Here is a 25,815-nt window from a genome sequence, read left to right as displayed (position 1 = left end):
CGATGCACTTAGAACTTTTCAATAGATCGAAATACCGCGACGGGTCCGCGCCCGGTGATGACGTTCCTTTGATCGTGCCGGGGGCCGTTTATGGTGTTTTCGATGGTGCGACCGATCCGCTTGGCACGGTAGTGAATGGCATGGCTGCGGGTCGTTTGGCCGCAATGACTGTTGCATCCGAAATGGCGGCAATTGCGCTCGACCCTATAAACCGTAGGCTGCCCGGCACAGAAATTATTGCGCGTCTGTCTGCGGCTTTAAAGGCGCGAACCGAGCCTCTAAACCTTGATGTTCCACCATCAACAACCCTTGCTGTTGCCCTGGATTGTGGTGAGACGTGGCGGTTTTTGCAGCTGGGCGACAGCGGCATTCGGCTGAATGGCACAGAAGTACACCACCATGAAAAGCTCATAGATTTCGTGTCAACCGCGGCGCGTGTGGCAGTGTTCAATGAACTGTCCAGCCGCAACAGGGACCTTGACCAAGTTGAAATGTTGACCCGCCGCTGCATTTTCTTAGGCTTTGATACTGCCATTATTGAGGGCGTTCTGACGACGGCGCGGGCATCAGAAATCGTTGATGAAGCAGTTTCCACGACAGGGCTGCATAAGTTTAGGGAACTTGCTTCAGGTTTTCTAATGGGAGGGATCCAGAAACAGTTCAAATTTGGGAATGCGGTTGGAAATCCGTTGTGCTTTGATACGATGAACGGAACAACGCCTCAGCTAGGTGAGCTGCAAGATTTCGAACGCGCGACAAAGGACATCACGAGCATCGAGATATTCACCGATGGTTATCCGTCTCTGCCCGCCGACGTATCTGTAACGGCATGGGAAACGGCATTCCACGCCGCTGAGGATCATGATTTCCACAAGACGGGCCATTTCGAGACGGTAAAAGGGTCTACCAGCACTGAATTTTACGACGATCGCAGTGTCGTCATTTTGGGAGGTATTCTGGTCTCGTGACATTTTGTGCGCGCTGACTGTAGGGTCTCAAGATTGGCTTACTTCGATGTGACCGCTGGCGTCTTTTAAATAGGAATCTGCATGAAAAAAACTGTTCGTTACCTATCGCATCGGCTCTGTAGCACAAACCCGGTTTGGGATTCATATTATGAATCCAGTTTGGTAGCTGGCTTGCATGAGCAAACCCACAGCGCTGACGTAGAAGACTGCGAACTGGACTGCCTAAAATGAGGCGTTGAAGCGCCGCGGATCACTGGCGATCTGGTTCGATCCTGAGGTGAACTGGGGCGCCACACCCTCCGTTGCCCTCTCGGCAGCATGCTTTGCATGCGCCTGAAGGGTAATAAGTGGAATGCACGCAAGCATCCCTATCGTGCATTGCTTCGCAATACCCTGGCGGGCAGTGGGCGGCACAAAACGGGTCGCCATTGTCGCTCGGACCAATGGCGCGACATGGCTTACCTCGCGCAAGATCCATCTCGGCATCGACGAGCAAACGTTGGAGGTTCGAGCTGTTTAAGTCACCGGCAGCAACATTGGAGATCCGCCGATGCTGCTCAATCAGATCCCGGGCGATCTGCAGATCGGCAGCGTCACTGCCCCCTCTCACGCATGTAAACATGCACTGTCCCGTTGCCCGGCAGTCGCTGCTCGCAGCGATGAGAGGGGGCAGTGGACGCAGCATACGACACGCGCAGATGCCACGATGCTATCGCGGACCGCGCAGCGGCTGCGGTCATCCCTCTGCACAGAAACGCCCAGCCATGGAAGCCAAGCACCGCTGGAGCCATCGCTCAGAACGATGCGCTCCGCGCCTCGAAGTATCTGGGCCGGGCATTGTGGCATATGGGCCGACAACGCGTTGATCCCTAAAGCAGAAGACGTCACGGAGCAGGTCAGGTTAAATGTTCATCGACCGGCTCCTAATATCAGCGCGACGCGGCACCTTTGCAAACTTAGCGTTATAGCAGCCTGTAATGCTGGGTAGGAACGCATTTGCACCCTCCATGTCAGAGATGCCTACGAGCATCAGTTCTTTAACCAAACAGTCCTGAAGCGTACGATTGGCCCATTCGACACGTCCTTTGGTCTGGCTGCTATTTGCGCAAAGGATCTCGATGTTTAACGCATTGAAAGCACGGCCAAACTGTCCCTCTCATTGATTGCTATGCAATCAACTGCCGGTCAATGGTCATCCCATGCCCAGACTTAGCGGATTGATTGGCGACACGAAACACCGTGTGCTTGTCGGAATAAAACGCAACCGGTCGGCCATGCGTAGCCAAGTATAGGTCCAAATGCTTCAAAATAGCTGAACGTGCTCCCAGACGTAACAAAACGCAGCTGCATCAACGTACTGGTCGCATCATCCACTGCTCGGCAGGGCACTGCGCTCGGCAGGGCACTGCGCAGCAATGTCCCGAGAGGGGATAAACACGAGCAGGCTACAAGCTGGGCCACGACCTTCAAACCACCGAACCGGCGCAATCTGGGCTGATGGAATGTCCACCGTTGCTCGCGGCTAAGCCAAACCCCATCTTCAATCATCCACTGGCGCAGTGTCTCACCGGGCACTTTGAACCAGTGATGGTTTGCCAACATCTCAGCTGCCAAGGTTAGACCAAAATCGGCGTAGGTCTTTTTGATCAAGGTCAGCGCGTAGTCACGTTTGGCGCGATGGATCTAATTGTTCGGAACCTTGCCCTGAGACCGATGTCGGATCGACGACGCACCGTCCATACGATACCGCTTCAATAGCCTAAACACTTGCCTGCGCGTCAGGTCCAGCAGGTTCGCAGCGCTCTAAACCGTTAACTTGCCATCATCGACTTGCGCCAAATCCTCTATGCGATTGAACTCACGCTCGCTCATTATTACCCACCCCATGCTCAATCTCACCCAACTCGTTTGAGGGAGAAAGTGACATTCCTGCATTGCTTATGGGTGACATTATCGGTTTGCGGCTACAACTTCTCAGCGCGCAAGTAATCTTATGTCAAGTTTTCATCCTGACCACCTACGGCGATTGAGCGAGGACAGAAGCGCGGATTTTTGCGGCCACTCTATGTTAGCCTACTTTTCAACAGGTCACCGGATTTCAGCAAAATTGGATACCCGACCATTGAAAACGCAGTGTTGACTTGTTTAAGAGCGCGCAGCGTTTCTTGGTGGATGTTGCTGGTTTCAATGCTCTCGGCCAAACCCTCACGCAGTCGACCGATATGATTGCGTTGCAGTTTCTGTTCGACTTTTCGGACTTTTTCCTTGGCCGTCACAAGTTCGCGCGCTTCTGCTGGGTTCTGGTTCATCATGACATTCAGGGCCAGTTGAACGTTACTTTGCACACGATCGGCAAAATCGCCGATTTCTTCGCGCCCTTGCGACGAAAACTGAAGCTTCTGCGCGTCAAGCCGTTTGGCCAATTCCAGCATAATTCTGGCAATGGCATCGGACGCGGAATCGAGGCTTGAGGAGATCGACGCAAGGTCCATCGACCTACGGCCCAGATCCTCATCCAGACCAGTCTGGCCCAACTTAGCAAGGTAAAGCTTCACATCAAGGTGCATCTTCTTGATCGTGATGTCTTGATCGCCGATCGTTTTCGCCGTCGCAGGATTCCAATTGTCATAAAGCGGCTCGACTGAAATCAGCATGTGTTCGATTTTCTGCCCCATGCCAAGTAATTCACGCGCCGCACAATCCAAGCCACGTTGGGGCCGTTCCAAAGCGTTCGGATCAAGGGCAGAGACTGCTACCAGCGGGTTATCCTCCGCAATCTTATCCGGCATCAGACGTGTCAACAAAGATGTCAGCACCCCGACAAAGGGCAATGCAATCACTGCCAACGCCAGATTAAACGCAAGATGTGAATTGATGGATTGGCGCGCGGGCGTCGATCCCAGACGATCCAGCAAATCAGGCATTTCCGATACCAACAGCGTCACAAGCGCCGCACCACCGCCCCGCAACACAAGGTTGGCCACAACCATCCGGCGCGATGCCAGGGGTGCCGACAACGTTAACACGTAGGCGATGAATGCGCCGCCCAGATTGGCCCCAAGGATCATGGCCACAGCTGCCGGAACCGGCAGAACGGCCTGCGCTGCCAGCGTGACGAACAACAACACCGCCGCAACGCTGGAATGCACGACCCACGCAAAACCCGCGCCCAAAACAAAGGCCGTCAGCAAATCACGCCCAAGGTAGGCCATGACCGTTTGCGTACCTGGATAGTCGACCAAGGGCCCCGTCGCGGCGCGGATCATATCCAATGACACAAAAATCAGAGCAAGCCCGATAAGGATGCGGCCGACTTGGCGGGTGCTGCCGTTTGAGCGTTGGAATATCACAACGCCAGCCAGTAACAATAACGGTATCAGGATCGGCTGGCGCACCATCAACAGCTGCGTGACAATCGCCGATCCAACATCCGCCCCCAACAAGATCGCCAGACCAACGGCGGTCGCAAGCCCGCCTTTGGCTACAAAGTTGGACACCAAAACCGCCACCGCAGTTGAACTTTGAAGGAACACTGCTGCCCCCATACCCGTGGCCGCCGCCAGCAGGCGGTTCTTAGCAGAATGGCGCAACCAGAACCGCAAAGGCGCTGCAAAGCCACGCTCGACTCCGGTTCGGACCAGTCGGACAGCCCATATAAGAAGGGCCGCCGCCCCAGCGATTTGAATCAGGAACTGAATCGGGTATGCGTCTTCCAAGGGCCACGCTTTCTGTCAGAGAAATAGTTCAGAACCGGAATGGACCAGGCCCTGCGTCAGGTCCGATCCGTATTGTTTGAAAACCGACGGCCCATGTGTGCAAGAGGCAGCCGTCTTTTAGTGCCATAAACCCCAAGGGGGCGCCATCGCGAAGATCATAGTTGAATGTGCTACACGGAGACGGCGCGGAAATTGCGATGTGCCCGCCGACATCCGTGACCATCATAGAATGGATATGACCGCAAACAATCCGCATCGAGCCTGTGTGGCAGGACACAACATCTCGAAATGCATCCCGGTTGGTCAGGCCGATGTCATCCATAAAATTGATGCCCGACAAGAACGGCGGGTGGTGCATGGCAAGCAGGATTGGCGTGTTTTGGGCGTTTGCGAGTGTGGTTTCTAAGAAGTCCAAGGTTGGAGCGCTGAGCGTACCTTTGCCTGTCCCCTCGACCAAGGTGTCGAGGCCGATAACCGTCAGATCACCGACTTGATTGACCCAATTCAGGGGGCCGTCTTGCGTAAATTGATTGGCAAACGCGGCGCGCATCGGTTCGCGGGCATCATGATTTCCGGGGATAACAAGCAACGGCAGATCAAGGGGGGCGAGCAGGTCTTTGAACTTTTCGTAGCTCTCTTTGCTACCATCATCGCTGAGATCACCCGTTACCAAAACTGCGTCAATGGCACCAATTTGGTGCCTGATCGACATGATGCGGTCGATCAGGCGGGACAAGGCTACAGACGTTTCCAAACGGTTCGATACCAACGCGCCGTCACAAACAATATGCGTGTCCGTGATCTGCAGTATCGTGGTCATTTGATCCCTGCGCGCAAGAACGCTTGCACGAACTGACGTTGGAAGATCAGGAACGCGATGAGAAGTGGTGCGACCGACATCAATGTTGCCGCCGAAATCACACTGATATCCACGCCGTTTTCAGGCGCGCCAAAGATCGAAAGACCAACCGTCAAAGGACGTGTTTCTGGCGAGTTCGTTACGATGAGGGGCCACAAGAAGTTGTTCCAGTGGGTCGACACAGACACCAGCGCGTAGGCCAGATAGGTCGGTTTTGCCAAGGGCACATAGACGCGCCACAAGATGCCAAGCAACCCGCAGCCTTCAATCCGAGCCGCTTCGTGCAATTCAATCGGCACGCCTTTGAACGCTTGGCGCATCAAGAAAATGCCGAACGCGGACGCCATGTATGGCATGCCCACACCAAGGATCGTGTCGAATAATCCCAACCGCGACACCATAGCATAGTTTTCCACGATCAGGACTTCGGGCAAAATGAACAGCTGCATCAACACCAGAATGAAAACGAAATCCTTGCCGGGGAATTTCAGCTGGGCAAAGGCAAATCCTGCCAATGTCACTAGGATGAACTGACCGATCAAGATCACGGTCACCAAGCTGAACGTGTTGATAAAGTATTTCAACCAAGGCGCTCCGTTCCATGCGACGCGGAAATTATCCAACGTCCACGGTGAAAACAGCCTCAGGTTAACCGCATCAGACGTCGAATGTGTCGCAGCCCAAAACGCAAACAGCAGGGGTGCGATCCAGATGACAGCCAAAAGGATCGCACCGAAGCTGTCCATGAAGTTGCTAAAGCGCTTCATTGGTAATGCGTCCTTTTATCAAGATAGAGGAACTGCACGGCCGCCACGATGGCCAGCACCCCGATCACAAGGATCGTCATTGCTGCGGCTTGTGGTGAATCAAAAAACGCAAAGGCCATTTCCCAGATGTAGTATAGCAGCAGCTTGGACGCGTTCGACGGGCCGCCCTTGGTCAGGATAAACAAGTGATCGATCAGTTTGACCGAATTGATCAACGCGTTAACAGCAATGAACAAAGTGGTCGGCATCAACAAGGGCAAGACGATGCGGCGGGTGTAGGTCCACCGACTTGTGCCTTCGATGTCAGCGGCCTCTTTCAAATCTTCGGGAATGGTTTGCAGCGCGGCGAGGTAGAAGATCATGAAGAACCCCGCCTCTTTCCAGATGGTCACTATGATGATTGCCCAAAGCGCAGTTTCCGGCTGACCCAGCCAGTTCACGGCCGGCAATCCAAAGACTGAGCCGATTTGATCAAGTACACCCAAACCCGGTGTATAAAAGAACAGCCAAAGGTTTGCGGCGGCGATCATCGGCAGCACGGTTGGGGTAAAATAGGCGGTGCGCACAAAGCTGCGCGCGCGGATTTTGCCATTCGCCCAAAGGGCCATCGCAAGGGCGATTCCAATGGACACGGGGATCGTGACTCCCGCGTATAAAAGGTTGTTTTTGACGACAATCCAAAAGGTCGGATCAGAAAACAGTTCGGTATAATTTCCAGTGCCAATATATTCGACCGGATTGCGGCGTGTGCCGCGTGAAAACAGGCTGGACCAAAGCGTGGCCATGGTCGGGTAAAACGCGAAGACCGACAGCAACAACAGGGCGGGTGACAACAACAGCCAGCCGTAAATGGCCTGCCTGCGGCGTTCAAGATTGGCGTGTGCTGACATGACGTTTCTCCAGTTTGGTGGTGGAAGGGCCAATGCATCACGCACCGGCCCAACCGGAAGGTTACTGGTAGTCGGACAGCAAACGCACTGCGGCGGCCTGTGCTTCGCCCAAGGCTTCAGCCGGTTCTTTGGCCCCAGTCAGCGCAGACTGGATCGCGCTGTTTAGACCATCGCGAACACGTGCTGTTTCAAACGTCGAAAACTCAGCAACTGCATTTTCTAGCTGATTGCGCGCAACAAGTGCGGGCGGAAATTCAGCCACGTAAGCCTGCAACGCTTCAGTTTCATATGCCGCTGGTGACACACCCATGTAGCCCGTCGCAATGGACCATTGAGCCGCCTGTTCTGGCGCCGTCATGAACTGCATCAATTTCAATGCAGCTGCGCGTTCTTCTTCTGTTGTGTCTTGGAACAGATAAAAGTTACCGCCACCCGTTGGTGATCCAAGACGCACATTACCCGGAAGTTCAGCAACACCGAAATCAAAGCTCGCGCCATTTTTCACCGCGGTCAGGTTGCCTGTGGAATGCCACATCATAGCAGTCTGACCTTCGAGGAACGCCTGACGCAATGTGCCCCATTCAACTGTGCCCGTTGGCATGATGCCATGCTCACCTGACAACGACTGCCAGAATTCAAGCGTTTCAATGACCGTTGGATCATCGAAATATGTCGTCAGACCGTCACCAGACATAATTTCTTTGCCGTTCTGGATCGCCAGCGCCTGAAACATCCAATACGGATAGCCCGTCGACGGTATCATCAGGCCATAGGTGTCATCATTGGTTAGGGCTTTGCCCATCTCAATCATTTCGTCCCAGGTGGTTGGCGGCGCTTCTGGGTCCAGGCCAGCGGCGCGGAACAGATCCTTGTTGTAATAGGCGACAATGGTCGAACGCTGGAAAGGAATACCCCATGTCTGGCCTTCGATTTGACCGTTCGCCATCAATGCAGGGTAAAAGCTGTTCAGCCATTCCTTATCTGCGTCTGTGGTCGCGACTTCTTCAAACGGAACAATCAGTTCCTGTTCAATCAGGTCATAGGCGTCGATGGAAAACATCACAGCAAGCTGTGCAGCCTCGCCAGATGCAAGGGCCGACAATGCACGCACGCGTGTGTCGTCATAGTTGCCCGAATAGATGGCAGTGACGTCAATATCCGGGTTTGCGGCTTCGAAATCAGCGACAATACCGTCGACGACTTGGGTCAATGATCCACCCACTGCGATCGGGTAATACATTGTCAGTTCGGTTTGCGCGCTTGCCGTTGTGACAGCCATCGCGGTCGCCAAACCAAGTGCAGTTGTTGAGAATAGTTTCATGTTTTCCTCCCTGGGGTTTTCAGTGGTCTTCCAGCCGGTGCAGATCTTATGCCTGCGCCGCCATTCTATTCCCTGCCGCGTCAAAAACGTGCAGATGATCGTCAGTAAAAGTAATGTCGATCGTTTCGCCTTCCGGCATCAACGCCATCCCGGACTTCAAGATACACAGGCCCGTGGCATGCTCGTGATCCAGTCCAATCAGCGTCTCTGAACCCAAAAATTCGCTTTCCGTAATGGTGCAGGTCAAACGCCCCTCACCTTTGGGTGCGATTTGAATATTTTCCGCACGGATGCCAAGCTTTTGGCCCTCAGCGAACCCCGCCAGCCCATCAGAAGAGATCAGGGCCATCGGTGGTGACCCGACAAACTCAGCGACAAAGGTATTGTTCGGTTTGTTGTACAAATCCTCTGGTGGCCCAAACTGTTGGATATGGCCATCCTTCATCAAAACAACAGTGTCCGCCATGCTCATGGCTTCGGTCTGGTCGTGGGTTACGTAAACCACTGTGATACCCAGATCGCGCTGTAGCTTCTTGATGTCCTTGCGAACCGAATTGCGCAGCTTGGCGTCAAGGTTCGACAGCGGTTCGTCCATCAAACACAGACGTTGCCCTGCAACAATCGCGCGGGCCAAAGCCACACGTTGGCGTTGGCCGCCAGACAATTCACCAGGTTTCCGATCCTCATAGCCAAGCAAGCCAGTAATCTCCAAGGCGCGGCGGAGTTTTTCCTGCCGCTCTTTCTTGGGGACACGGCGCACCTTAAGGCCGAACACCACGTTTTCAGCGACCGACAGATGCGGGAACAGCGCGTAGGACTGGAACACCATCGACAAATTACGATCAGACGCTGCACTTGTTGTCACGTCCTTGCCATCAATGAAAATCTTGCCCTCGTCGGGTAATTCCAACCCGGCCAGCAACCGCAATGTCGTGGACTTACCGCAACCTGACGGGCCAAGCAGCGCTGTAAAACTTCCCTCTGGTATTTTGAGGGTAATACCTTCAACCCCAAGCTGGCCATTCCAGCGCTTGGCCACGTCTTTTATCACTACAAAGGGGGCGTTCGTCATGTCGCATCTCCTGCCGCTATCAGCAGCCTGTCGTTGATTGTATCCATCAGCGGCGCAAAAGCCGGAGGCGGGCGGCGGTCAATAATGACCGTGTCGATATCTGCAATATTGTCACCTAGTGCGGGCGCGTGACGTCCAAATTTTGATCCATCCACCACCAACAAGGATTTCCACGCGTTCTCACAGATCTTTTGCGTCGCGCGCACCTCGGTCGTGTGGAACTCTAAAAGGCCGCCATCTTCTGCGATCCCTGCCGCACCAAACACGGCAAAATCCGCCCGAAAGCGTCCAAAGAAATCTAAGACTTCGTTCCCCAGTATATCGCGGTCCGGCAAGCGCAATTCGCCACCCGGCAAAAGGATCCGGTTCGATACTTCATCACTCAATGCCATTGCAGCGCTCAGGTTGTTGGTGATCACAGTCAAACCCTTGCGGTGGCGCAACGCCTGCGCGACGCTCAACGGGGTTGATCCGATAGAAATAAACAACGATGCCCCGTCCGGAATCAGGCTTGCAGCGACCTCACCAATGGCGCGTTTGCCCAAAAGGTTGGTTCCTGCACGTTGATCAAACGGCGTGTTCAAGAACTCTTCGCTCAGTTCAATCCGACCATGTGCACGGTGAAGCATTTCACCTTCACATAGCGTATCCACGTCGCGCCGGATCGTCTGCATCGAGACGTCAAAGCGTTCAGCCAAAGAGCCCACAGTCACAGCGCCTTGCTCTACAACAAGAGCCATTATGGCCTCTCTCCGCCTGGCCTTCTTCGATGACATACAACCTCCCAGCTTGTAGAAAGTCTACGTTAGGCCGGAAAAAGCAACAAAACAACATTTTAATATCACACTTTCATAAATTGGCTTAAACTATTGTTTTAAAGCGAAATATTTCTTATAAATATATTTATATACCTCAATTATTCGCCAAAAGGCACTATTTTGTTGCTTTTTCTTTCCCTCTGTGCGTTTTTCCCTAAAGTGGAACGACGCCATGAGGTGCCTAATTTTTGCTGGGGTAATATGCAAACAACGGAATCGATCTTTAATCGTTACGAAGAAGTAAGTGAGCGATTCCCCAGCGTCGCAGCGCAACCAGAAACGATGGATATAACCTCATTGCTGGATATCACGGACGATGTTGATGCGTTTGTTTTTGACGCTTTTGGTGTCTTGAACGTGGGGGAAACGATGATCCCTGGTGCGGACCGCCGCCTTGATCAATTACGCAAACGCGGTTGTGAAATCCGTATTTTGACCAATGCCGCAAGCTATGACCGCGCAGGCGCTATCGATAAATTCAAACGCCTAGGGCTGACGCTCGCGGACGATGAAATCATAACAAGCCGCGAAGCCGTATTATTACATATATCAGATGGTCACTGGGGTGTGATTGCGGCTGCGTCAGACAGCCTAAGCGACTTGCCGGCATCCTCTAGCCGGCTAGAGGATGCGCCCAAAATCTACAAAGCCGTGGATTACTTTCTGTTCTTGTCGACGGCTGGATGGACAGCAGGACGACAAGGCTTACTTATGGCTGCGATGCAGGACCGTCCTCGCCCCCTTTTGATCGGCAATGCCGACCTGGCCGCACCGCGCGACGGAGGGTTTTCTATTGAACCCGGCCACTACGGCCACCTCCTCGCAGACAAGTTTCCCGAACACGTACGTTTTTTTGGCAAACCCTTCCCAGAAGTCTACGATTTAGTCGAAGCTTCGTTACCAGATGTGCCCTCACAACGCATCGCTATGTGTGGCGACACGTTGCACACAGATATTTTAGGTGCCGCCGCACGTGGATGGCGCACGGTTCTTGTCACCCAAGACGGTTTATTCGCTGGACATGATACTGACGGATTCTCCATGCAATCCAAACTATTTGCGGACTGGCGACTTGGCCGCATCTGACTGTTTGAGGCCGTAGCTGATTAACTTTCATTCCAAAATCGTGCCGAATTTGTTTTCACTTAACATAAGCCGCGTTGTGCGAATTTAGGTCAGTGTGTGCCCGCCTCTTGTATGTTGGCCATGCGGTAATTCTGCTGAAGAATTGTCGTATTCTAGGTAGGACGGCCGTCCCACCTAGAAGCCCAATGAGGGTCGTCCTCCACTTGGCTATAAAGAGCCGCAGGGCAGCCAGACCGGACCGGGACCTGGAAAACTGATCTGAACAGATGAAAGGGAATTCACGAACGTCCCGCATACAAGACAAGACCCCTTCCCCACAAGGGACGAGCAGCGGCTCTCGCGCTGCCCTTCGCCACCTGAAACCATCCGTACGGCTCGCTCGCGCACTTCTGGTGAATATCTATTCGTTGATTTGCCCATAATGCTCCATCCTGCACAGCAGTTGGAGCCTCCAGCAGGCAAGGGGCGGTTCAAGATTCCAACAACCGGGCGTTCACCACGATGGACCAAATGCCACAAAACGGCCCCTAGTCACCCTATTTTAGGCCATATTCTGCCACTAGGACTGGGGGAACACTGAAACACTAATGTTATTGGAGTCCCATGGTCAAGTTCATCAAATCCTTCCGCGATCAAGACGACGGTGCTGTAACAGTCGATTGGGTGGTCCTGACCGCTGCAACTGTCGGCTTGTCCGTTGCTGTGATCGCGATCGTTGCCAATGGCGCAACGGATCATTCAACAGGGGTCGGGGCGGCTCTCAGCTCGCAGGCAGTCGCAACCTACTAGACCTTGGTCGCGCATCTTCGTCAGATGCGATCCCGACGTCCCCGCCCGCCTTCATATCAAGACCATGATTGCGCCGCGAAGTAACCATAATCTCGGTCTATTAAATCGATATTCATTACTGCCAGTTACGTCTGGTGAAACCCAAAAGGAAAATCAATGCGTGCAGTATTTGGACTTGTCCTGTTTGTTGGCATGGGCCTCGCGGGCTTTGCCATCTATATGGTTCAGGGGTACCTCCAAGAACAGAACGCTAACCTTGAACGGCAACGCGCTGCGATGGAACTCGCGGTCCCGACGGTTCATGTCTACGCGGTCAACCGCGTGATGGAACATGGCGAACAGATTACGATGCAAGACATCATCATGATTAGATACGCCGAGCCATACCTCCCTGAAGGCGTCTTTCGCACGGCGGAAGAGCTGTTTTCGGCTGGCCCTGACGAATTGCGAGTTGTGATACGTCAAATGGAACCGAATGAGCCGATTTTGGCCACAAAAGTGACCGCCCCTGGCGAAGTTGGCGGCATCACGGCCCTGCTTGCGCGTGGTATGCGTGCCTTCACAATCGAGGTGGATGTTTCGTCTGGCGTGTCTGGCTTTCTAAACCCCGGTGACCGCGTCGACGTCTATTGGACCGGCCGTGTTAACGGGATCGATGGCGCCAACACCAACGGTGAATTTACCAAACTGATTCAAGCCGGAATCGAACTTGTCGCAATCGATCAAACATCTGAAAGCGGACGCATTGGCGCATCGATTGCGCGGACAGTCACCGTTCAAGTGACACCAGATCAGGTGGCCGCCCTTGCGCAGGCCCAGGCGACTGGCAATCTGTCGTTGTCGCTGGTCGGCCGCGAAGACGACACAGTCGCTTCCTCGGTTGAGGTCAATCAAGCGAGCCTTCTGGGGATTGAGGCACAGGCCCCAACGCCTGAGATCCAAACCGCAGAAATCTGTTCAATCCGCACACGTCGTGGCGCAGAAGTGGTCGATATACCGATCCCGTGCACGAATTGACCGACTAATTCAGATTTGTACAAACCATGCATGTACCACGCACACCAATGCACAAAATCAACATTAAGCGAATGACCGCCTGCGGGCTCGCTGTGGGCGTTTGTCGCATATTGATTTGTCACACATCAAACAGGGCTCAACGCACAGCCTGTTGCCACTTTTCCACTTAAGGAATGGCATCCAACGCATTGATTCTTGCAAAAAATGCAGAACTGGCGCAGGTTGTCGCCAATGACGGGCATAGGCCCGCATCGGGCGTGATCATAAGAGGCAGGTCACAATGACATATGATAGATTTCTAAAGGCAACCCTGACGGGGTTAGCCATTATGTTTACGAACCTTCCTGTGCAGCTTCAGGCTGAAACGTTGCGGGTTATGCGGGGCGCACCATCGAGTGCGCTGAACGTCCCTATGAATAGGGCTGTGGTTGTTGAAAGCGATGTTCCATTTACGGAACTTTCGATTGCCAACCCCTCGATTGCGGATATCTCGTCCCTATCGGACCGCACAATTTATGTTCTTGGTAAGGAACCGGGTCGCACCACACTGACACTTCTGGGTGGCGACGGACGCCTCATTACCAACGTCGAAGTCCATGTGACCCCCGACATTGCAGAATTCAAAGAACGGCTCGAACAAATCCTGCCGGGCGAAAACATCGAAGTTCGGACAGCAAACGACGGGATCGTGCTGTCGGGCACGGTGTCTTCCATCGCGCGTCTTGATCGTGCTCTTGAACTGGCAAATCGCTACGCTCCGGACCGTGTGTCCAATCTCATGAGCGTCGGCGGCACCCAGCAAGTTATGTTGCGCGTGCGCTTTGCTGAAATGCAGCGTTCAGTTTCAAAATCTCTCAGTTCCTCACTTGCTTTGGGTGGCAGCACATTGGGCGGTGATCTGGGCCTCGCACTGGGAACCGGTGCAACCGTTGGCAACACCGGACGCCTCAGCACACTCAGTGGTGCAACTCCAGCAAACAACGACAATGCAGGTGCATTCCTGTTCGGCTTTAACGCCGGTGGTGTCGAAGTTGGCATCCTGTTAGAAGCCCTGGAAAATCGTGGCGTCGTGCGCACATTGGCTGAACCAAACCTGACCGCATTGTCGGGCCAAGAGGCCAGTTTTCTAGCCGGTGGTGAATATCCTGTGCCAATCTCGCAAGATGGCAGCGCGATCACCGTGGAATACAAACCCTTCGGCATCTCGCTAAGCTTTACCCCCCGCGTGATTGATGGCGACATCATCAACCTTGAACTTCACGCCTCCGTCAGCTCACTTGATCCGACAAACGGCTTTTCGCAGAACGGTTTCTCAATTGACGCGTTCCGCACCCGCGAAACATCAACGACGGTTGAAATGCGCGACGGTGAAAGTTTTGCAATTGCTGGACTTTTGTCTGATGATTTCGTCGATCTGTCCGGTCAGGTTCCATGGGCGGGTGACATTCCTGTCCTCGGCGCATTGTTCCGCTCGGCTGAATATAGCCGCCAGCAAACCGAATTGGTCATCATCGTGACGCCGCACCTTGTGACACCAACTCGTGGAGATGCCTTGGCCCTACCAACAGACCGTGTCCGCCCGCCGACCGAACGTGATTTGTTCCTCTTTGGCCGGGTCACCGCCGAAGACGCACCACAATCAGGTGGCGCCGGAGAGGTTGCACGACAAGACTTCAGTGGGTCATATGGCTACGTGTTGGACTAGGAAATTGGATTTGCGGCAATGAAAAAGACAGCAGCTTTGGCAGCAGCCGCAGTACTTGCCCTAACCGGCTGTACCGGTGGCACTGCGATGCAATGGCACGATTTCAATACCCGCGAAGCCAGGTCCGAAATCGACCACGGCGACTTTGACCACGGCTACTTTGGTTACGCGACGATAAACAACAGCGAAGTCCAAAGCGGACAAGGCAGTCTCACAGTCAATATGAACCGGCGGTTTTCGAACGAGGTGAGCGCGATGATCACATTCCCGTTCAATTCCACTGCTTTGGATGCATCCGCACGCGCTACACTGCGCCAACAGGCAAATTGGATCCGCCAATTCCCTGAGGTCCGGTTTAAGGTCTTTGGGCACACCGATCTTGTGGGATCGAGCGCTTATAACCGCCGTTTGGGATTGCGCCGCGCTGAAGCCGTTGTGCTTTATCTGTCGAGCCAAGGCATCAGCCGCAGCCGTCTTGAAGCCGTCGTAACATTTGGCGAAACCCAGCCTTTGATCGTGACCGAAGGCCGCGAACGCCGCAACAGGCGAACCGTGACGGAAGTGTCCGGTTTTGTGGACAGCAATCCAATGCTGTTGAACGGCCGCTACGCCGAAGTCATTTTTCGCGAATACATCACCAGCGCTGCGCCCACTAGCACAGTGCCGAGTGGCAGTGGCGCGGCACCCGCTGCACCGTAGGTCCAACACAACTGAACTATTCTAGAAAAAGGGGTCCGTTTCGGGCCCCTTTTTTGTCTGCTGTTACCCAAATTGTTGGAAACAACGGCGGTCCAAACGCGCTACCGTCGCCAGATACCGCACAAATGGGCAATTGTGGCCCCATTCCTGCCCTGTTTGTCCATCATTAACACACCAGACAGAACCCCAGTTGTGACGTGCAATCGGACGTAGAACATCAGCAGACACATATTAAACGCGCCGTTGAACTGAGTCAGAGGACAGAAAAGGTAATGAGTAGTACGCACATGTTACAGCCTGAGCCACAACCAATCACCGCCTGCACGGTAAGCCGCGATGTACAGAATTTTGATCTGTTGATCGAAGACATGGAATCGTGCCTTGGTGAAAACTGGGGCGACCTTGGTTTTGGTGACGCCCTGCCCTTCCTTGAACAGCCCGAAGCGTCTAAACTTGAATTTCTGGCAATTGCGCTGAACGAAGAAGATGAAGGCGACTTGTCCGTCATCTCTGAAATCATTCGTGCGGCGAAGTTACGCAATATCAAAGTGTTGTTGATCGCTGAGGGCGTATCACCAGCATCGTTGCACGGGCTTTTGCGCGAAGGCGGCGATGAATTTGTGCCCTACCCTCTGCCCGAAGGTGAACTGGCACAGGCCATTGACCGCGTGTTGGCGCCGCCGCAAGCGGCCCCTGTCGCTCCGAAAATGCAGAACAAGTTGAAACCCACAGATGATCGCAATGGCGTCGTGATCCCGGTGCAGGGCATGGCAGGTGGCACAGGTGCCACGACGTTGGCCGTGAACCTCGCGTGGGAATTGGCAACCCTCGACAAGGAAAACCCGCAGCGGGTTTGCATCCTTGATCTGGATTTCCAATTCGGGTCCGTGTCCACCTATCTGGACCTGCCGCGTCGCGAATCCGTGTTGGAGATGCTTCAAAACACCGAAAGCATGGATAGCGAAAGCTTTATGCATTCGCTTTTATCCTACGAGCAGAAACTGCAGGTGTTAACGGCCCCAACGGATTTGATCCCGATGGATCTGATTGGCCCAGCCGATATCCAGCGTATCATTGAAATGGCACGTACCAATTTCGATTACGTCGTGATCGACTTGCCAAAAACAATGGTTGAATGGTCCGAAACCGTTTTGCACGCCGCGCATGTTTATCTCGTCACGCTTGAGCTCGACATGCGGTCGGCCCAGAACACGTTGCGTGTCAAACGCGCGCTTCAAGGCGAACAACTGCCGCTCGAAAAGTTGCGATTCGTTCTCAACCGCGCGCCCAGGTTCACCGATCTGAACGGCAAAAGTCGGGTCAAACGCCTTTCGGAAAGTCTCGGTATCTCAATCGAGGTGCAACTGCCCGACGGTGGCAAAGCCGTGTCGCAGACCACTGATCACGGTGTTCCGTTGGCAATCGGTATTTGCAAGAACCCGTTGCGTAAAGAGATCGCAAAGCTGGCCAAATCTGTGCACGAGGTCAATTCGGCCTCCGTGGCAGCAACCGCATAAAGGGGGGGCAGATGTTCTCTAAATACAAAAAGACAGCCGCCGCAGCGAACAAATCCGACGCAGGCGCTGCGGACAATGTCACCAGAATTCCAAACGTAGATGCAGCGTCAGAAGCGCCGCGCACATCAATGATGAAATCTGCACCTGTCAAGGCGGCTGTCGTCCCGCAAGACAAAGAGAAAAAGCGCAAGGAACGTCTCAGCGATATCAAGCTGGAAATGCACCAAGCGTTACTGGACAACTTGAACCTTGCAGCGCTCGAAAACGCAACTGAGCAGGATTTGAAGGCTGAAATCAGTTCCATCGTTCAGGAATCCCTCGACGAACTGGGCGTGATTTTAAACCGTGACGAACGCCAGACGCTGAACAAAGACTTGTTCTTCGAAGTCAAAGGCCTCGGCCCGTTGGAAACGTTGCTGCAAGACGAAAGCGTCAACGATATCCTTGTGAACGGCCCACAGCAGATTTTCGTGGAACGCGATGGTAAATTGCAGCTGACGGATGTGACGTTCAAGGACGAAAAGCATCTGTTGCGGATCATCGACAAAATCGTGTCCGCCGTGGGTCGCCGCGTTGATGAATCCAACCCCTATGTGGACGCCCGCCTTGCGGACGGTTCACGTTTCAACGCCATGGTCCCGCCGATTGCAGTGGACGGGTCACTTGTGTCCATTCGTAAGTTCAAAAAGGACAAGTTGGGCATTGATGATCTAGTGAAATTTGGCGCGTTTACAGAAGAAATGGCCGCCTATTTGCAGGCTGCTGTGTCCACGCGTCTGAACATCATCGTGTCCGGTGGTACGGGTTCTGGTAAAACGACCTCACTGAACGCACTGTCATCGTTCATTGATGACGACGAACGCATCCTTACGATCGAAGACACGGCCGAACTTCAACTGCAACAGACCCACGTTGGCCGGATGGAAAGCCGCCCGCCAAACGTTGAGGGCAAAGGTGGCGTCAGTCAGCGTGACTGTTTGCGCAACGCCCTTCGAATGCGCCCAGACCGGATTATTGTGGGTGAAACCCGTGGTGAAGAGGTCATCGACATGCTTCAGGCGATGAACACCGGCCACGACGGATCGATGACCACAATTCACGCCAACTCTGCGCGTGATGGTGTGTCGCGTCTGGAAAACATGATCGCGATGGCGGGTATTGAAATGCCGCTGAAAGCCACGCGTAGCCAAATCTCGAGCGCTGTAAACCTTATCGTGCAGGTCTCCCGTCTTCAGGATGGATCGCGCCGTATGGTATCGATTACCGAAATCACTGGCATGGAAGGCGACGTTATTTCCATGCAGGAAGTGTTCAAATATCAGCGTGTCGGCCTGACACCTGACAACAAAATCATCGGCCACTTTACGGCCACCGGCGTGCGGTCGCATTTCTCGGAACGGTTCAAGCTTTGGGGTTACGATCTTCCTGCTGCCATCTTCGAACCTGTCGCTGCGCAATAATCCGCACGTCAATCGGGGCCAATTAGGGTAAAAAACCATGACGCTTTCAGCAGAACCAATCATCTACGCCCTCATCTTTGTGGCTTGTATCGTGTTGGTGAACGGCATCTACCTCGTTGCCTTCGGCAAGAGCATCAACTTCAACAACAAGGTGAACCGTCGCCTTGAAATGCTGAAAAAGGGTGGCAACCGCGAGGAAGTTCTGGACCAACTCCGCAAGGAGATGACCCAGCACATGAATTCAAAGTCTGTTCCTTTGTACTCCTTGCTGGCGTCCAAGGCCCAGAAAGCCAATATCGCGTTCACGCCAAGCCAGTTGATGATGCTGATGGTGGTGACGTCCGGTGTGGCCTTTATGGGTCTGACCATTGGCACCGAAACGTCCCTGCCGATCCGCGCCGCTGTCGCCGTCGCAATGGGTATTGGTGGTGTGTTCATGTGGGTAGACGGCAAAGCCAAGAAACGCATTTCGATGATCGAAGAACAATTGCCCGACGCAGTAGAATTGATGGTGCGCTCCTTGCGCGTGGGCCACCCGTTCAGTTCAGCCGTGGCGATTGTGGCCAAAGAAGTGCCCGATCCGCTGGGTACTGAAATGGGCGTTATTTCGGACGAGGCGGCCTACGGTCGCGATATGGGCGAAAGCCTAAAACAGATGGCCGACCGGATGGATATGCAGGATATGCGCTTCCTCGCCGTGGCCGTCACCATTCAGGCAACTGCCGGTGGCAACTTGGCCGAGATTTTGCACGGACTGTCACAGGTGATCCGTGCGCGGTTCAAGCTGTTCCGCCGCGTCAAAGCCATTACCGCAGAAGCGAAATGGTCTGGCATGTTCCTGTCGGTGTTCCCGTTGGGCGCGCTGGTCATGATCAACGTGCTGCAGCCAACATATTATGACGCCGTCAAAGAGACGTCCGTCTTCATTCCTGCCTGCTTGGTCGTGGCAGCATTCCTTGTGGTGAACGTAATCGTCATGCGTCGCCTCGTGAACATTCAGGTATAATTGACATGGGCTTTCTTGATACCATTAACACCAAACTGATTGATCTTCTGGGGCCCCTCGGTCCGATGATCGCCATTCTGATGCTCGGCGTTTTGTTGATCTTGTTGGTGCTGCCAGCGATGCTGCAAAAGAAGGCAGATCCGCTTGATAAACTAAAGGCGTCAAACTATGCGCGCGACCTGTCCAGTCGGCCAGAAAAGCTGCGTGCAAGCCAAGGCACCGACAAGCTGGACAAGTATTCCAGCTTTTTGGAACCACAAGACGAAGAAGAATATTCCGCAATCCAACTGAAACTCATTCAGGCCGGATACCGCACAAAATCTGCCGTGAAGACCTATCACTTCACACAGTTCATGCTTGGCATTGTCTTACTTGTGGGCGGTATTACCTATGCGATCTATAATTCAGCCACCGGCGACCCAACCACCAACGCAACTATCATGTCGATCCTGGGGCCAGGCATGGCAGGTTATTATCTGCCCAAATGGTGGGTTGGCAAACGTCAGGCTGAACGCCAGCTTGAAATGATCAACGGCTTTCCTGACAGCTTGGATATGATGCTGGTCTGCGTCGAAGCGGGCCAATCGCTCGACCAATCGATCATCCGCGTGGCGCATGAATTGAAATCAGGTTTCCCTGCGCTGGCTGAAGAATATCAAATGGTCAGCCATGAAATGAAGGCCGGTAAGGACAAAACACAGGTTCTGCGCGATATGGCGGAACGGACTGGCGTGGCTGACATTTCATCCTTTGTGACCGTTTTGATCCAAAGTCAGCAGTTCGGTACGTCCATAGCAGAAGCGTTGCGCGTGTTTTCTGCTGAAATGCGCGATAAACGGGTGATGCGCGCCGAAGAAAAGGCCAACACCCTGCCGACAAAAATGACACTCGCGACGATGTTGTTAACAGTTCCGCCGCTTCTTATCATCCTGATCGGGCCGTCAATCTATAACATCTACGAAACACTGCAAACCGCCAACTTCTAAACGGCCCCAAAGGCAATCCATGTGCTGAAAATCGTAGCGATGTTAACAACCTTAACCGCCTTGACCGCCTGTGGTCAGGGCGCTTTTGCACCCACAGACGGGGACCGCGTCTTTGCGCCCGGCGTGGCGGGGTCGTCAGAAATTGACGGACTTGAGATTGGGCACCGCTTGATGGCCGCGGGCGAATATGATCTCGCGCTTCGGGCCTACACGCGGGCAGCGGGTCAACAGGGATTAAACGTTGACACCCTGTCCGCCCTTGGGTCCGCAAACCTTAAACTTGGGCGTCTTGGTCAGGCCGAAACGCTGCTGCGCCGCGCCGTGGACGAAGACCCGGGCTTTGCCGCCGCGTGGAACAATCTGGGCGTCATTCTGATGGAACGCGGCAAAATACCGGAAGCAGCACAGGTGTTTCGTCGCGCTTTTGCCACTGATGACGGCAATTCCGACGAAATTCGTGACAACCTGCGCTTGGCGCTCGCAAATTTTAACGATCTGGGCGATACTCCGAGACAAGAGAACGCACCGTTCCAATTGGTGCGGCGGGGTACGGGTGATTTCATCCTCCTGTCGACGCCGTAAGAGGCAGAGCAGTAAAAGGACGCACAAATGCGCCACCCTATTCTACTTTCGGCAGCCCTGATGGGTACGTTGGCTATGGCCGCGTGTGATAGGTCTGGCGATGCGCAGGTCGAACGTGCGTTGCAGGACGTCAACGTCATCGATGAAACCAACCTCAACGATGTGATGCTGACCGTCGCCGACCCAAACGAGGCGGTGAACTACTTTTTGCGCTCATCCACCAACGATCCGGGCCGCATTGATCTGATGCGCGGGCTCGCAATATCGCTGATCCGCGCCCGCCGCCCGTCTGAAGCTGCGACCGCATGGAACGCCGTCGTGAACCACGAAGACGCAACATTAGACGATACCGTTGATTTGGCTGACGCGTTGATCCGCAACAATGATTGGGACGGGGCCGAAGAAGTACTCGACACAATTCCACCAACCCATGAGACCTTCAAGCGCTTCCGCCTTGAAGCCATGGTTGCCGACAGCAACCAAGAATGGGCCAACGCGGACAGCTTTTATGAAACTGCTATTGGCCTGACGACGTCGCCCGCTGGCGTGCTGAACAACTGGGGTTTCTCCAAACTGACCCGTGGTGATTATTCTGGCGCGGAACGCTTGTTCATCGACTCCCTGCGCAATGACGCCGGTCTTTTTACCGCCAAAAATAACCTCGTTCTGACGCGTGGTGTGCAGCGCAATTACGATTTGCCCGTTGTCCAGATGACCCAGATTGAACGCGCACAATTGCTGCACACGCTGGCACTGACAGCGATCAAACAAAACGACATCACCATTGGTAGCGGACTTTTGCGCGAAGCAATCAACACGCATCCGCAGCACTTTGAAGCCGCCGTGCGCTCGCTTCGCGCACTTGAAGATAACGTGACGAACTAGTCGTGTTTGCATTGCCTGATGTCTCGGTCACGGTGACGCAGTCTATCGCGTTTCTAATCTTTGTCGCACCGCTGTGCATTTATGTGGCTTGGAACGATCTGCGGGCGATGAAAATCCCCACATGGTCGACCGACGCTTTGGCAATCGTGTTTGTCGTGGTCGGTATCTTCGTGATGCCGTTCACCGAATACCTTTGGCGCTACGTGCATTTCGGTGTGGTTCTTGTCATTGCGATCCTTGCCAATGCGATTGGTGCGATGGGTGCGGGTGACAGCAAATTTCTGGCCTCCGCCGCGCCGTTCGTGGCGCTAGATGATACCGGATTTGTGTTTATGTTGCTGGGAAGCGGCATGCTGGCGGGCCTGTTGATCCACCGCACCGTCAAGGCCATCCCAGCGTTGCGCAGTCTGGTGCCTGACTGGGAAAGCTGGGCACAGGGCAAACGGTTCCCGATGGGGTTCCCAATGGGTGCCGTGCTGATCGTTTATCTGGCGATCCCGCTGTTCTGATTACCCCAGTTGGTACAGGATATACAATTCGGTACGGCGGATTTCCGTAACACTGATCGCATCGCCCCGTTCCTTGATCGCCCCTAGGATCTGGTGCTGAATCTTTTGATCAACCGGACACAGCGGCACCAATAGGTAATCCGCATCCTCAATTCCGGGCAGCCCGCCATAATACCAAGGCGCGCCCTGATCCATCGGTTCAAGCGCGCCAAACAACCAATGACTTGAAAACACGTCAGCCGCGAACAACGATTTGCCGTCCGCCAAGCCTGCGTCTTCCAGATCGCGCACCATGGCGGCCATCACCATCGGCAGGCCGAGTTCGACCGTACAGATCGGCAAGGTTTCGCCCATGAAAACCAGCGGTTCATCGCGGTCTGGGTATGCAGGAAGGCCCGCAACATTCCCGTCCAAAGCTATCCGCGCGTCAACGCGGTTCACCCGCAAGTCGAGCGATTGCAGGTCCGTATGCACCCCGCCGCGCGGCAGGATCGGTGCGTATTCTGACACGTCAATGTTGAAGTGCCGATACGGACTATAGGCAAGGTTGAAAAATGATGGCGCGGTCAGTGCCAATGCGACCGCTGCCACCACCATAATACCATCGCGGAGGTTCCAGCCCCACCCGTTTACCACATCTGCCGCTTGGTCGCGCAGCGCCAACAACAAAACCGCCAGTAAAAGCAACCACTGCGGGTCATTCCCAAAGTTCTGGTACGTCACATAAAAGAAGCCGGGGATAAGCAAAAGCAGGACCAGCCCACCAGCCGCAACCTGCGCTTGGCGCAGAAAAATCACACCAACAATCGCAGCAATCGATCCACCCAAATAGGCCGGCGCGCCCATAACGGCCGTCAACGGTTCACCCGGTGCCGATCGCACTTCAGACCCAGCCACTGCCAGCAAATCCTGCGCGTAGGAGATCCAGTATTCGAACCCAGCGAACACAGTGATCGTGCCCGCCACGGCGACACCTGTCAGGACTGCATACAGCAGCGCACGCCTCTGCCCTGTCATCAACAAAGCAACCACGATCGGCACCGCGAAGGACACGAAATAGGTCATCTTGATCATCAACATGACGCAGATCATCGCCCCGATGATGATGCCGTCAATGCTGGAGCGACCACGACCGTCTTGATTGGTAGGTGGGATCAGTGCCGCAACAATTGCAACGAACGCCGCCGCCCATGCCAGACGGTTATAATGCATCGAAATTGAAACCGACCGCTGCGCCTCTCCGTGGACCAGCGCCAATAATAGCACCATGACAAACAGGCCAAACAGCGCGCCAAGCCATGGGGTCAGCCGCGACCAAGCAAGCCAGACAACCACGGGCAGAAAAATCAGCGCCGCGAAGACCTGGCTCCAGATCACCGCCATACCGATGCCAAATCCCGACTTCACCAACATCGCAATCGGCCAAAACGCCAACGCGCCAATCGGTGTCATGAAATCCAGATGCGGAGTCTGACCATCAGCCATGCGGAACACGATCTGCATCAAATGCAGCGTGTCACCTTCGTGTTTGCCAATATAGAGCCCACCCTTGAGGACAGACGCCCCCCCCATCGCCGCCAATACGGCGAAAAGGAAGGCTGTTAACGCTGCTGTCTTGGATTTGGTCATTTGGGCCTGCCTTAGGATCGGGTTTGTCCCTTTTTTCGACACAATAGTCAGGCACACCATCATTGCAAACCTTTCCCTGCGCGGGGCTGAATTCCAGCCTTGCTGCGCGGTTGGGTCACACAAACAACGCCGATCGGCACTGGAAACGGACAAAATGACATGAATATGCAAACCTCAGACGTCATGGCGCCACCCGCGCCCAAAACACTTGACGCAATGTCGCTGTCGCCAGTGATGATGCGCGACATTTTAATCAAGACAATGTTTCGCACCAATCTGGAAAACGTCAGCGCCATCGCGCGGGCTATTTGTTTGCCAGTCAACGTCACCCAGCAATTGGTCGACGGTTTGCGTGAACAAAAATTGTGCGAAGCGACGGGTACCCTGAACGCCAACAACAGCAACGAAATGGGCTATCAACTGACCGACATGGGCAAAGCCCGTGCATTGGACGCTCTGGCGCAATCCGAATATTTCGGTGCGATGCCCGTGCCGCTGGACGTGTACCGCGAACAGGTGACGCGCCAATCCATACGTAACATCCAAGTCACCCGCGACCAGCTGGTCAACGCAATGGGCCACCTGATTTTGCCGAATGACCTACTGGACCAACTGGGGCCAGCCGTTGGTGCGGGTCGATCAATTTTGATGTATGGCCCGCCCGGTAACGGTAAGTCCGCTATTTCAAACGGAATTCGAGACGCGCTTGGCGATAAGATTTATATCCCGCGCGCGATTGAATATTCCGGTCAGGTCATCACAGTCTTTGACCCGATTGTGCATTCGGCCGCCGAAGAGGATATCGATGATCCAAATTCCCTGCGCCGCACATCTGGCAAATTTGACACCCGCTATGTGAAATGCGAACGCCCAACGGTTGTAACGGGTGGCGAATTGTCACTGTCGATGCTCGATCTTGTCTACAACCCGACCGCGCGGACCTATCAGGCCCCTCTGCAACTGAAGTCGTCTGGCGGCATTTTTATTATTGACGACCTTGGCCGTCAGGCGGAACCGCCACAAGCGATTGTGAACCGTTGGATTGTGCCGCTGGAAGAAAACCGCGACATCCTTGCCCTACAATCTGGTGAAAAATTCGAGGTGCCGTTCGACACGCTCGTGATCTTTTCAACCAACTTCCACCCAAATGAACTTTTTGACAAGGCGGCCCTGCGCCGGATCTTCTTTAAGATCAAAATTGATGGACCAAACCAGGAAGATTTCTCAAAAATCTTCGCGATGATGGCACGAAAGAAAGAAATTCCGCTGGATGAGCCCGCTTTGGTGCATTTGATCCAAAAGAAATATCCAACGATTGATAATGTTTATGCAAACTATCAGCCAATATTCCTGATCGACCAGATGATCGCAATCTGTGAGTTCGAAGGCATCCCCTACCAGATGACGCCGGATCTCATTGATCGTGCATGGGCAAACATGTTCGTTAAAGAAGACGCCATGATAGATTAAACCATGCACGTGCCGCGGGCGGGTTGCACCTGCGGTGCGCAAGACAGAGGGGGACCAGTCCCCC

Annotated in this window: 22 protein-coding genes and 2 pseudogenes; 15 read left to right on the top strand and 9 right to left on the bottom strand. The window is 54.0% G+C overall.

Going from position 1 to position 25,815, the window contains the following annotated elements:
- The first annotated feature begins 2 nt into the window (after positions 1 to 2).
- Entirely contained in the window at positions 3 to 968 is a 966-nt protein-coding gene (locus OAN307_RS04660; protein WP_015498687.1) for a hypothetical protein, read from the top strand.
- A 235-nt stretch (positions 969 to 1,203) separates the two neighbouring features.
- Positions 1,204 to 1,811, top strand: a pseudogene (locus tag OAN307_RS31135) (hypothetical protein); the annotation flags it as partial.
- On the opposite strand, the pseudogene OAN307_RS25865 reads toward OAN307_RS31135, so the two are convergent.
- From OAN307_RS25865 to OAN307_RS04615, 8 genes and pseudogenes are all read right to left on the bottom strand, one after another.
- Positions 1,807 to 2,855: pseudogene (locus tag OAN307_RS25865) on the bottom strand (helix-turn-helix domain-containing protein); the annotation flags it as partial. The pseudogenes OAN307_RS31135 and OAN307_RS25865 overlap by 5 nt on opposite strands.
- Positions 2,856 to 3,031: 176 nt before the next feature.
- Positions 3,032 to 4,684, bottom strand: a complete 1,653-nt coding sequence (locus tag OAN307_RS04645; protein ID WP_015498685.1) for a Na/Pi cotransporter family protein — start codon at positions 4,682 to 4,684, stop codon at positions 3,032 to 3,034.
- Positions 4,685 to 4,712: 28 nt separating this feature from the next.
- Positions 4,713 to 5,504: a phosphodiesterase gene (locus OAN307_RS04640; RefSeq protein WP_015498684.1), complete on the bottom strand. Its 792-nt coding sequence runs from the start codon at positions 5,502 to 5,504 to the stop codon at positions 4,713 to 4,715.
- Positions 5,501 to 6,310: a carbohydrate ABC transporter permease gene (locus OAN307_RS04635; protein ID WP_015498683.1), complete on the bottom strand. Its 810-nt coding sequence runs from the start codon at positions 6,308 to 6,310 to the stop codon at positions 5,501 to 5,503. Before OAN307_RS04635 ends, OAN307_RS04640 begins: the two co-directional genes overlap by 4 nt.
- The gene (locus OAN307_RS04630) at positions 6,307 to 7,200 is read right to left on the bottom strand and encodes a carbohydrate ABC transporter permease (RefSeq protein ID WP_015498682.1); all 894 of its coding nucleotides are present in this window, start codon (positions 7,198 to 7,200) and stop codon (positions 6,307 to 6,309) included. The genes OAN307_RS04635 and OAN307_RS04630 overlap by 4 nt, the downstream gene beginning before the upstream one ends.
- Before the next feature lie 61 nt (positions 7,201 to 7,261).
- Positions 7,262 to 8,521: an ABC transporter substrate-binding protein gene (locus OAN307_RS04625; RefSeq protein WP_015498681.1), complete on the bottom strand. Its 1,260-nt coding sequence runs from the start codon at positions 8,519 to 8,521 to the stop codon at positions 7,262 to 7,264.
- Positions 8,522 to 8,567: 46 nt separating this feature from the next.
- Positions 8,568 to 9,593, bottom strand: coding sequence for an ABC transporter ATP-binding protein (locus OAN307_RS04620; protein ID WP_015498680.1), 1,026 nt, complete (start codon positions 9,591 to 9,593; stop codon positions 8,568 to 8,570).
- Positions 9,590 to 10,369 carry a DeoR/GlpR family DNA-binding transcription regulator gene (locus tag OAN307_RS04615; protein ID WP_015498679.1) on the bottom strand — a complete coding sequence of 260 codons (780 nt, stop codon included), beginning with the start codon at positions 10,367 to 10,369 and terminating at the stop codon, positions 9,590 to 9,592. The genes OAN307_RS04620 and OAN307_RS04615 overlap by 4 nt, the downstream gene beginning before the upstream one ends.
- A gap of 243 nt (positions 10,370 to 10,612) precedes the next feature.
- Here OAN307_RS04615 and OAN307_RS04610 point away from each other — a divergent pair, with 243 nt between their 5' ends.
- The 12 genes from OAN307_RS04610 (at position 10,613) to OAN307_RS04555 (ending at position 22,652) form a co-directional block, all read left to right on the top strand.
- The gene (locus OAN307_RS04610; protein WP_015498678.1) at positions 10,613 to 11,497 is read left to right on the top strand and encodes an HAD-IIA family hydrolase; all 885 of its coding nucleotides are present in this window, start codon (positions 10,613 to 10,615) and stop codon (positions 11,495 to 11,497) included.
- 603 nt (positions 11,498 to 12,100) lie between these two features.
- Positions 12,101 to 12,286 carry a hypothetical protein gene (locus tag OAN307_RS04605; protein WP_015498677.1) on the top strand — a complete coding sequence of 62 codons (186 nt, stop codon included), beginning with the start codon at positions 12,101 to 12,103 and terminating at the stop codon, positions 12,284 to 12,286.
- 156 nt (positions 12,287 to 12,442) lie between these two features.
- The gene (gene cpaB / locus OAN307_RS04600; RefSeq protein WP_015498676.1) at positions 12,443 to 13,303 is read left to right on the top strand and encodes a Flp pilus assembly protein CpaB; all 861 of its coding nucleotides are present in this window, start codon (positions 12,443 to 12,445) and stop codon (positions 13,301 to 13,303) included.
- 280 nt (positions 13,304 to 13,583) lie between these two features.
- Complete coding sequence (locus OAN307_RS04595; RefSeq protein ID WP_015498675.1) at positions 13,584 to 15,008, top strand: type II and III secretion system protein family protein; 1,425 nt, start codon at positions 13,584 to 13,586, stop codon at positions 15,006 to 15,008.
- A gap of 18 nt (positions 15,009 to 15,026) precedes the next feature.
- Positions 15,027 to 15,707: an OmpA family protein gene (locus tag OAN307_RS04590; RefSeq protein WP_015498674.1), complete on the top strand. Its 681-nt coding sequence runs from the start codon at positions 15,027 to 15,029 to the stop codon at positions 15,705 to 15,707.
- Positions 15,708 to 15,979: 272 nt separating this feature from the next.
- Positions 15,980 to 17,224, top strand: a complete 1,245-nt coding sequence (locus tag OAN307_RS04585; RefSeq protein WP_015498673.1) for an AAA family ATPase — start codon at positions 15,980 to 15,982, stop codon at positions 17,222 to 17,224.
- An 11-nt stretch (positions 17,225 to 17,235) separates the two neighbouring features.
- On the top strand, positions 17,236 to 18,684 hold the full coding sequence (locus OAN307_RS04580; protein WP_015498672.1) for a CpaF family protein: 1,449 nt from the start codon (positions 17,236 to 17,238) through the stop codon (positions 18,682 to 18,684).
- 37 nt (positions 18,685 to 18,721) lie between these two features.
- On the top strand, positions 18,722 to 19,690 hold the full coding sequence (locus OAN307_RS04575; RefSeq protein ID WP_015498671.1) for a type II secretion system F family protein: 969 nt from the start codon (positions 18,722 to 18,724) through the stop codon (positions 19,688 to 19,690).
- 5 nt (positions 19,691 to 19,695) lie between these two features.
- The gene (locus OAN307_RS04570; protein WP_015498670.1) at positions 19,696 to 20,676 is read left to right on the top strand and encodes a type II secretion system F family protein; all 981 of its coding nucleotides are present in this window, start codon (positions 19,696 to 19,698) and stop codon (positions 20,674 to 20,676) included.
- A gap of 39 nt (positions 20,677 to 20,715) precedes the next feature.
- Entirely contained in the window at positions 20,716 to 21,258 is a 543-nt protein-coding gene (locus tag OAN307_RS04565; RefSeq protein WP_015498669.1) for a tetratricopeptide repeat protein, read from the top strand.
- Positions 21,259 to 21,285: 27 nt separating this feature from the next.
- Entirely contained in the window at positions 21,286 to 22,143 is an 858-nt protein-coding gene (locus OAN307_RS04560; protein WP_015498668.1) for a tetratricopeptide repeat protein, read from the top strand.
- Between the two features lie 2 nt (positions 22,144 to 22,145).
- A complete protein-coding gene (locus tag OAN307_RS04555) occupies positions 22,146 to 22,652 on the top strand; it encodes a prepilin peptidase (RefSeq protein WP_015498667.1) in 507 nt (168 codons plus the stop codon).
- On the opposite strand, the gene OAN307_RS04550 is transcribed toward OAN307_RS04555, so the two are convergent.
- A complete protein-coding gene (locus tag OAN307_RS04550; protein WP_144055498.1) occupies positions 22,653 to 24,281 on the bottom strand; it encodes a hypothetical protein in 1,629 nt (542 codons plus the stop codon).
- A 159-nt stretch (positions 24,282 to 24,440) separates the two neighbouring features.
- On the opposite strand from OAN307_RS04550, the gene OAN307_RS04545 reads away from it, so the two are divergent.
- Positions 24,441 to 25,751 (top strand): P-loop NTPase family protein, encoded by a 1,311-nt coding sequence (locus OAN307_RS04545; RefSeq protein ID WP_015498665.1) that lies wholly within the window; start codon positions 24,441 to 24,443, stop codon positions 25,749 to 25,751.
- Positions 25,752 to 25,815: the final 64 nt, after the last annotated feature.

The organism is Octadecabacter antarcticus 307 (genome assembly GCF_000155675.2).
In the GTDB taxonomy this organism is placed as follows: Bacteria; Pseudomonadota; Alphaproteobacteria; order Rhodobacterales; family Rhodobacteraceae; genus Octadecabacter; species Octadecabacter antarcticus.
Note: the sequence above shows the minus strand (reverse complement) of the source record. Positions and strands in the feature narration are given on the sequence as shown.

Excerpts from the sequence above, each read along its gene's own strand:
- OAN307_RS04660 (WP_015498687.1), top strand. The coding sequence starts at position 3 with ATGCACTTAGAACTTTTCAATAGATCGAAATACCGCGACGGGTCCGCG.
- OAN307_RS04640 (WP_015498684.1), bottom strand. The coding sequence starts at position 5,504 with ATGACCACGATACTGCAGATCACGGACACGCATATTGTTTGTGACGGC.
- OAN307_RS04635 (WP_015498683.1), bottom strand. The coding sequence starts at position 6,310 with ATGAAGCGCTTTAGCAACTTCATGGACAGCTTCGGTGCGATCCTTTTG.
- OAN307_RS04630 (WP_015498682.1), bottom strand. The coding sequence starts at position 7,200 with ATGTCAGCACACGCCAATCTTGAACGCCGCAGGCAGGCCATTTACGGC.
- OAN307_RS04625 (WP_015498681.1), bottom strand. The coding sequence starts at position 8,521 with ATGAAACTATTCTCAACAACTGCACTTGGTTTGGCGACCGCGATGGCT.
- OAN307_RS04620 (WP_015498680.1), bottom strand. The coding sequence starts at position 9,593 with ATGACGAACGCCCCCTTTGTAGTGATAAAAGACGTGGCCAAGCGCTGG.
- OAN307_RS04615 (WP_015498679.1), bottom strand. The coding sequence starts at position 10,369 with ATGTCATCGAAGAAGGCCAGGCGGAGAGAGGCCATAATGGCTCTTGTT.
- OAN307_RS04610 (WP_015498678.1), top strand. The coding sequence starts at position 10,613 with ATGCAAACAACGGAATCGATCTTTAATCGTTACGAAGAAGTAAGTGAG.
- OAN307_RS04605 (WP_015498677.1), top strand. The coding sequence starts at position 12,101 with ATGGTCAAGTTCATCAAATCCTTCCGCGATCAAGACGACGGTGCTGTA.
- cpaB (WP_015498676.1), top strand. The coding sequence starts at position 12,443 with ATGCGTGCAGTATTTGGACTTGTCCTGTTTGTTGGCATGGGCCTCGCG.
- OAN307_RS04595 (WP_015498675.1), top strand. The coding sequence starts at position 13,584 with ATGACATATGATAGATTTCTAAAGGCAACCCTGACGGGGTTAGCCATT.
- OAN307_RS04590 (WP_015498674.1), top strand. The coding sequence starts at position 15,027 with ATGAAAAAGACAGCAGCTTTGGCAGCAGCCGCAGTACTTGCCCTAACC.
- OAN307_RS04585 (WP_015498673.1), top strand. The coding sequence starts at position 15,980 with ATGAGTAGTACGCACATGTTACAGCCTGAGCCACAACCAATCACCGCC.
- OAN307_RS04580 (WP_015498672.1), top strand. The coding sequence starts at position 17,236 with ATGTTCTCTAAATACAAAAAGACAGCCGCCGCAGCGAACAAATCCGAC.
- OAN307_RS04575 (WP_015498671.1), top strand. The coding sequence starts at position 18,722 with ATGACGCTTTCAGCAGAACCAATCATCTACGCCCTCATCTTTGTGGCT.
- OAN307_RS04570 (WP_015498670.1), top strand. The coding sequence starts at position 19,696 with ATGGGCTTTCTTGATACCATTAACACCAAACTGATTGATCTTCTGGGG.
- OAN307_RS04565 (WP_015498669.1), top strand. The coding sequence starts at position 20,716 with ATGTTAACAACCTTAACCGCCTTGACCGCCTGTGGTCAGGGCGCTTTT.
- OAN307_RS04560 (WP_015498668.1), top strand. The coding sequence starts at position 21,286 with ATGCGCCACCCTATTCTACTTTCGGCAGCCCTGATGGGTACGTTGGCT.
- OAN307_RS04550 (WP_144055498.1), bottom strand. The coding sequence starts at position 24,281 with ATGACCAAATCCAAGACAGCAGCGTTAACAGCCTTCCTTTTCGCCGTA.
- OAN307_RS04545 (WP_015498665.1), top strand. The coding sequence starts at position 24,441 with ATGAATATGCAAACCTCAGACGTCATGGCGCCACCCGCGCCCAAAACA.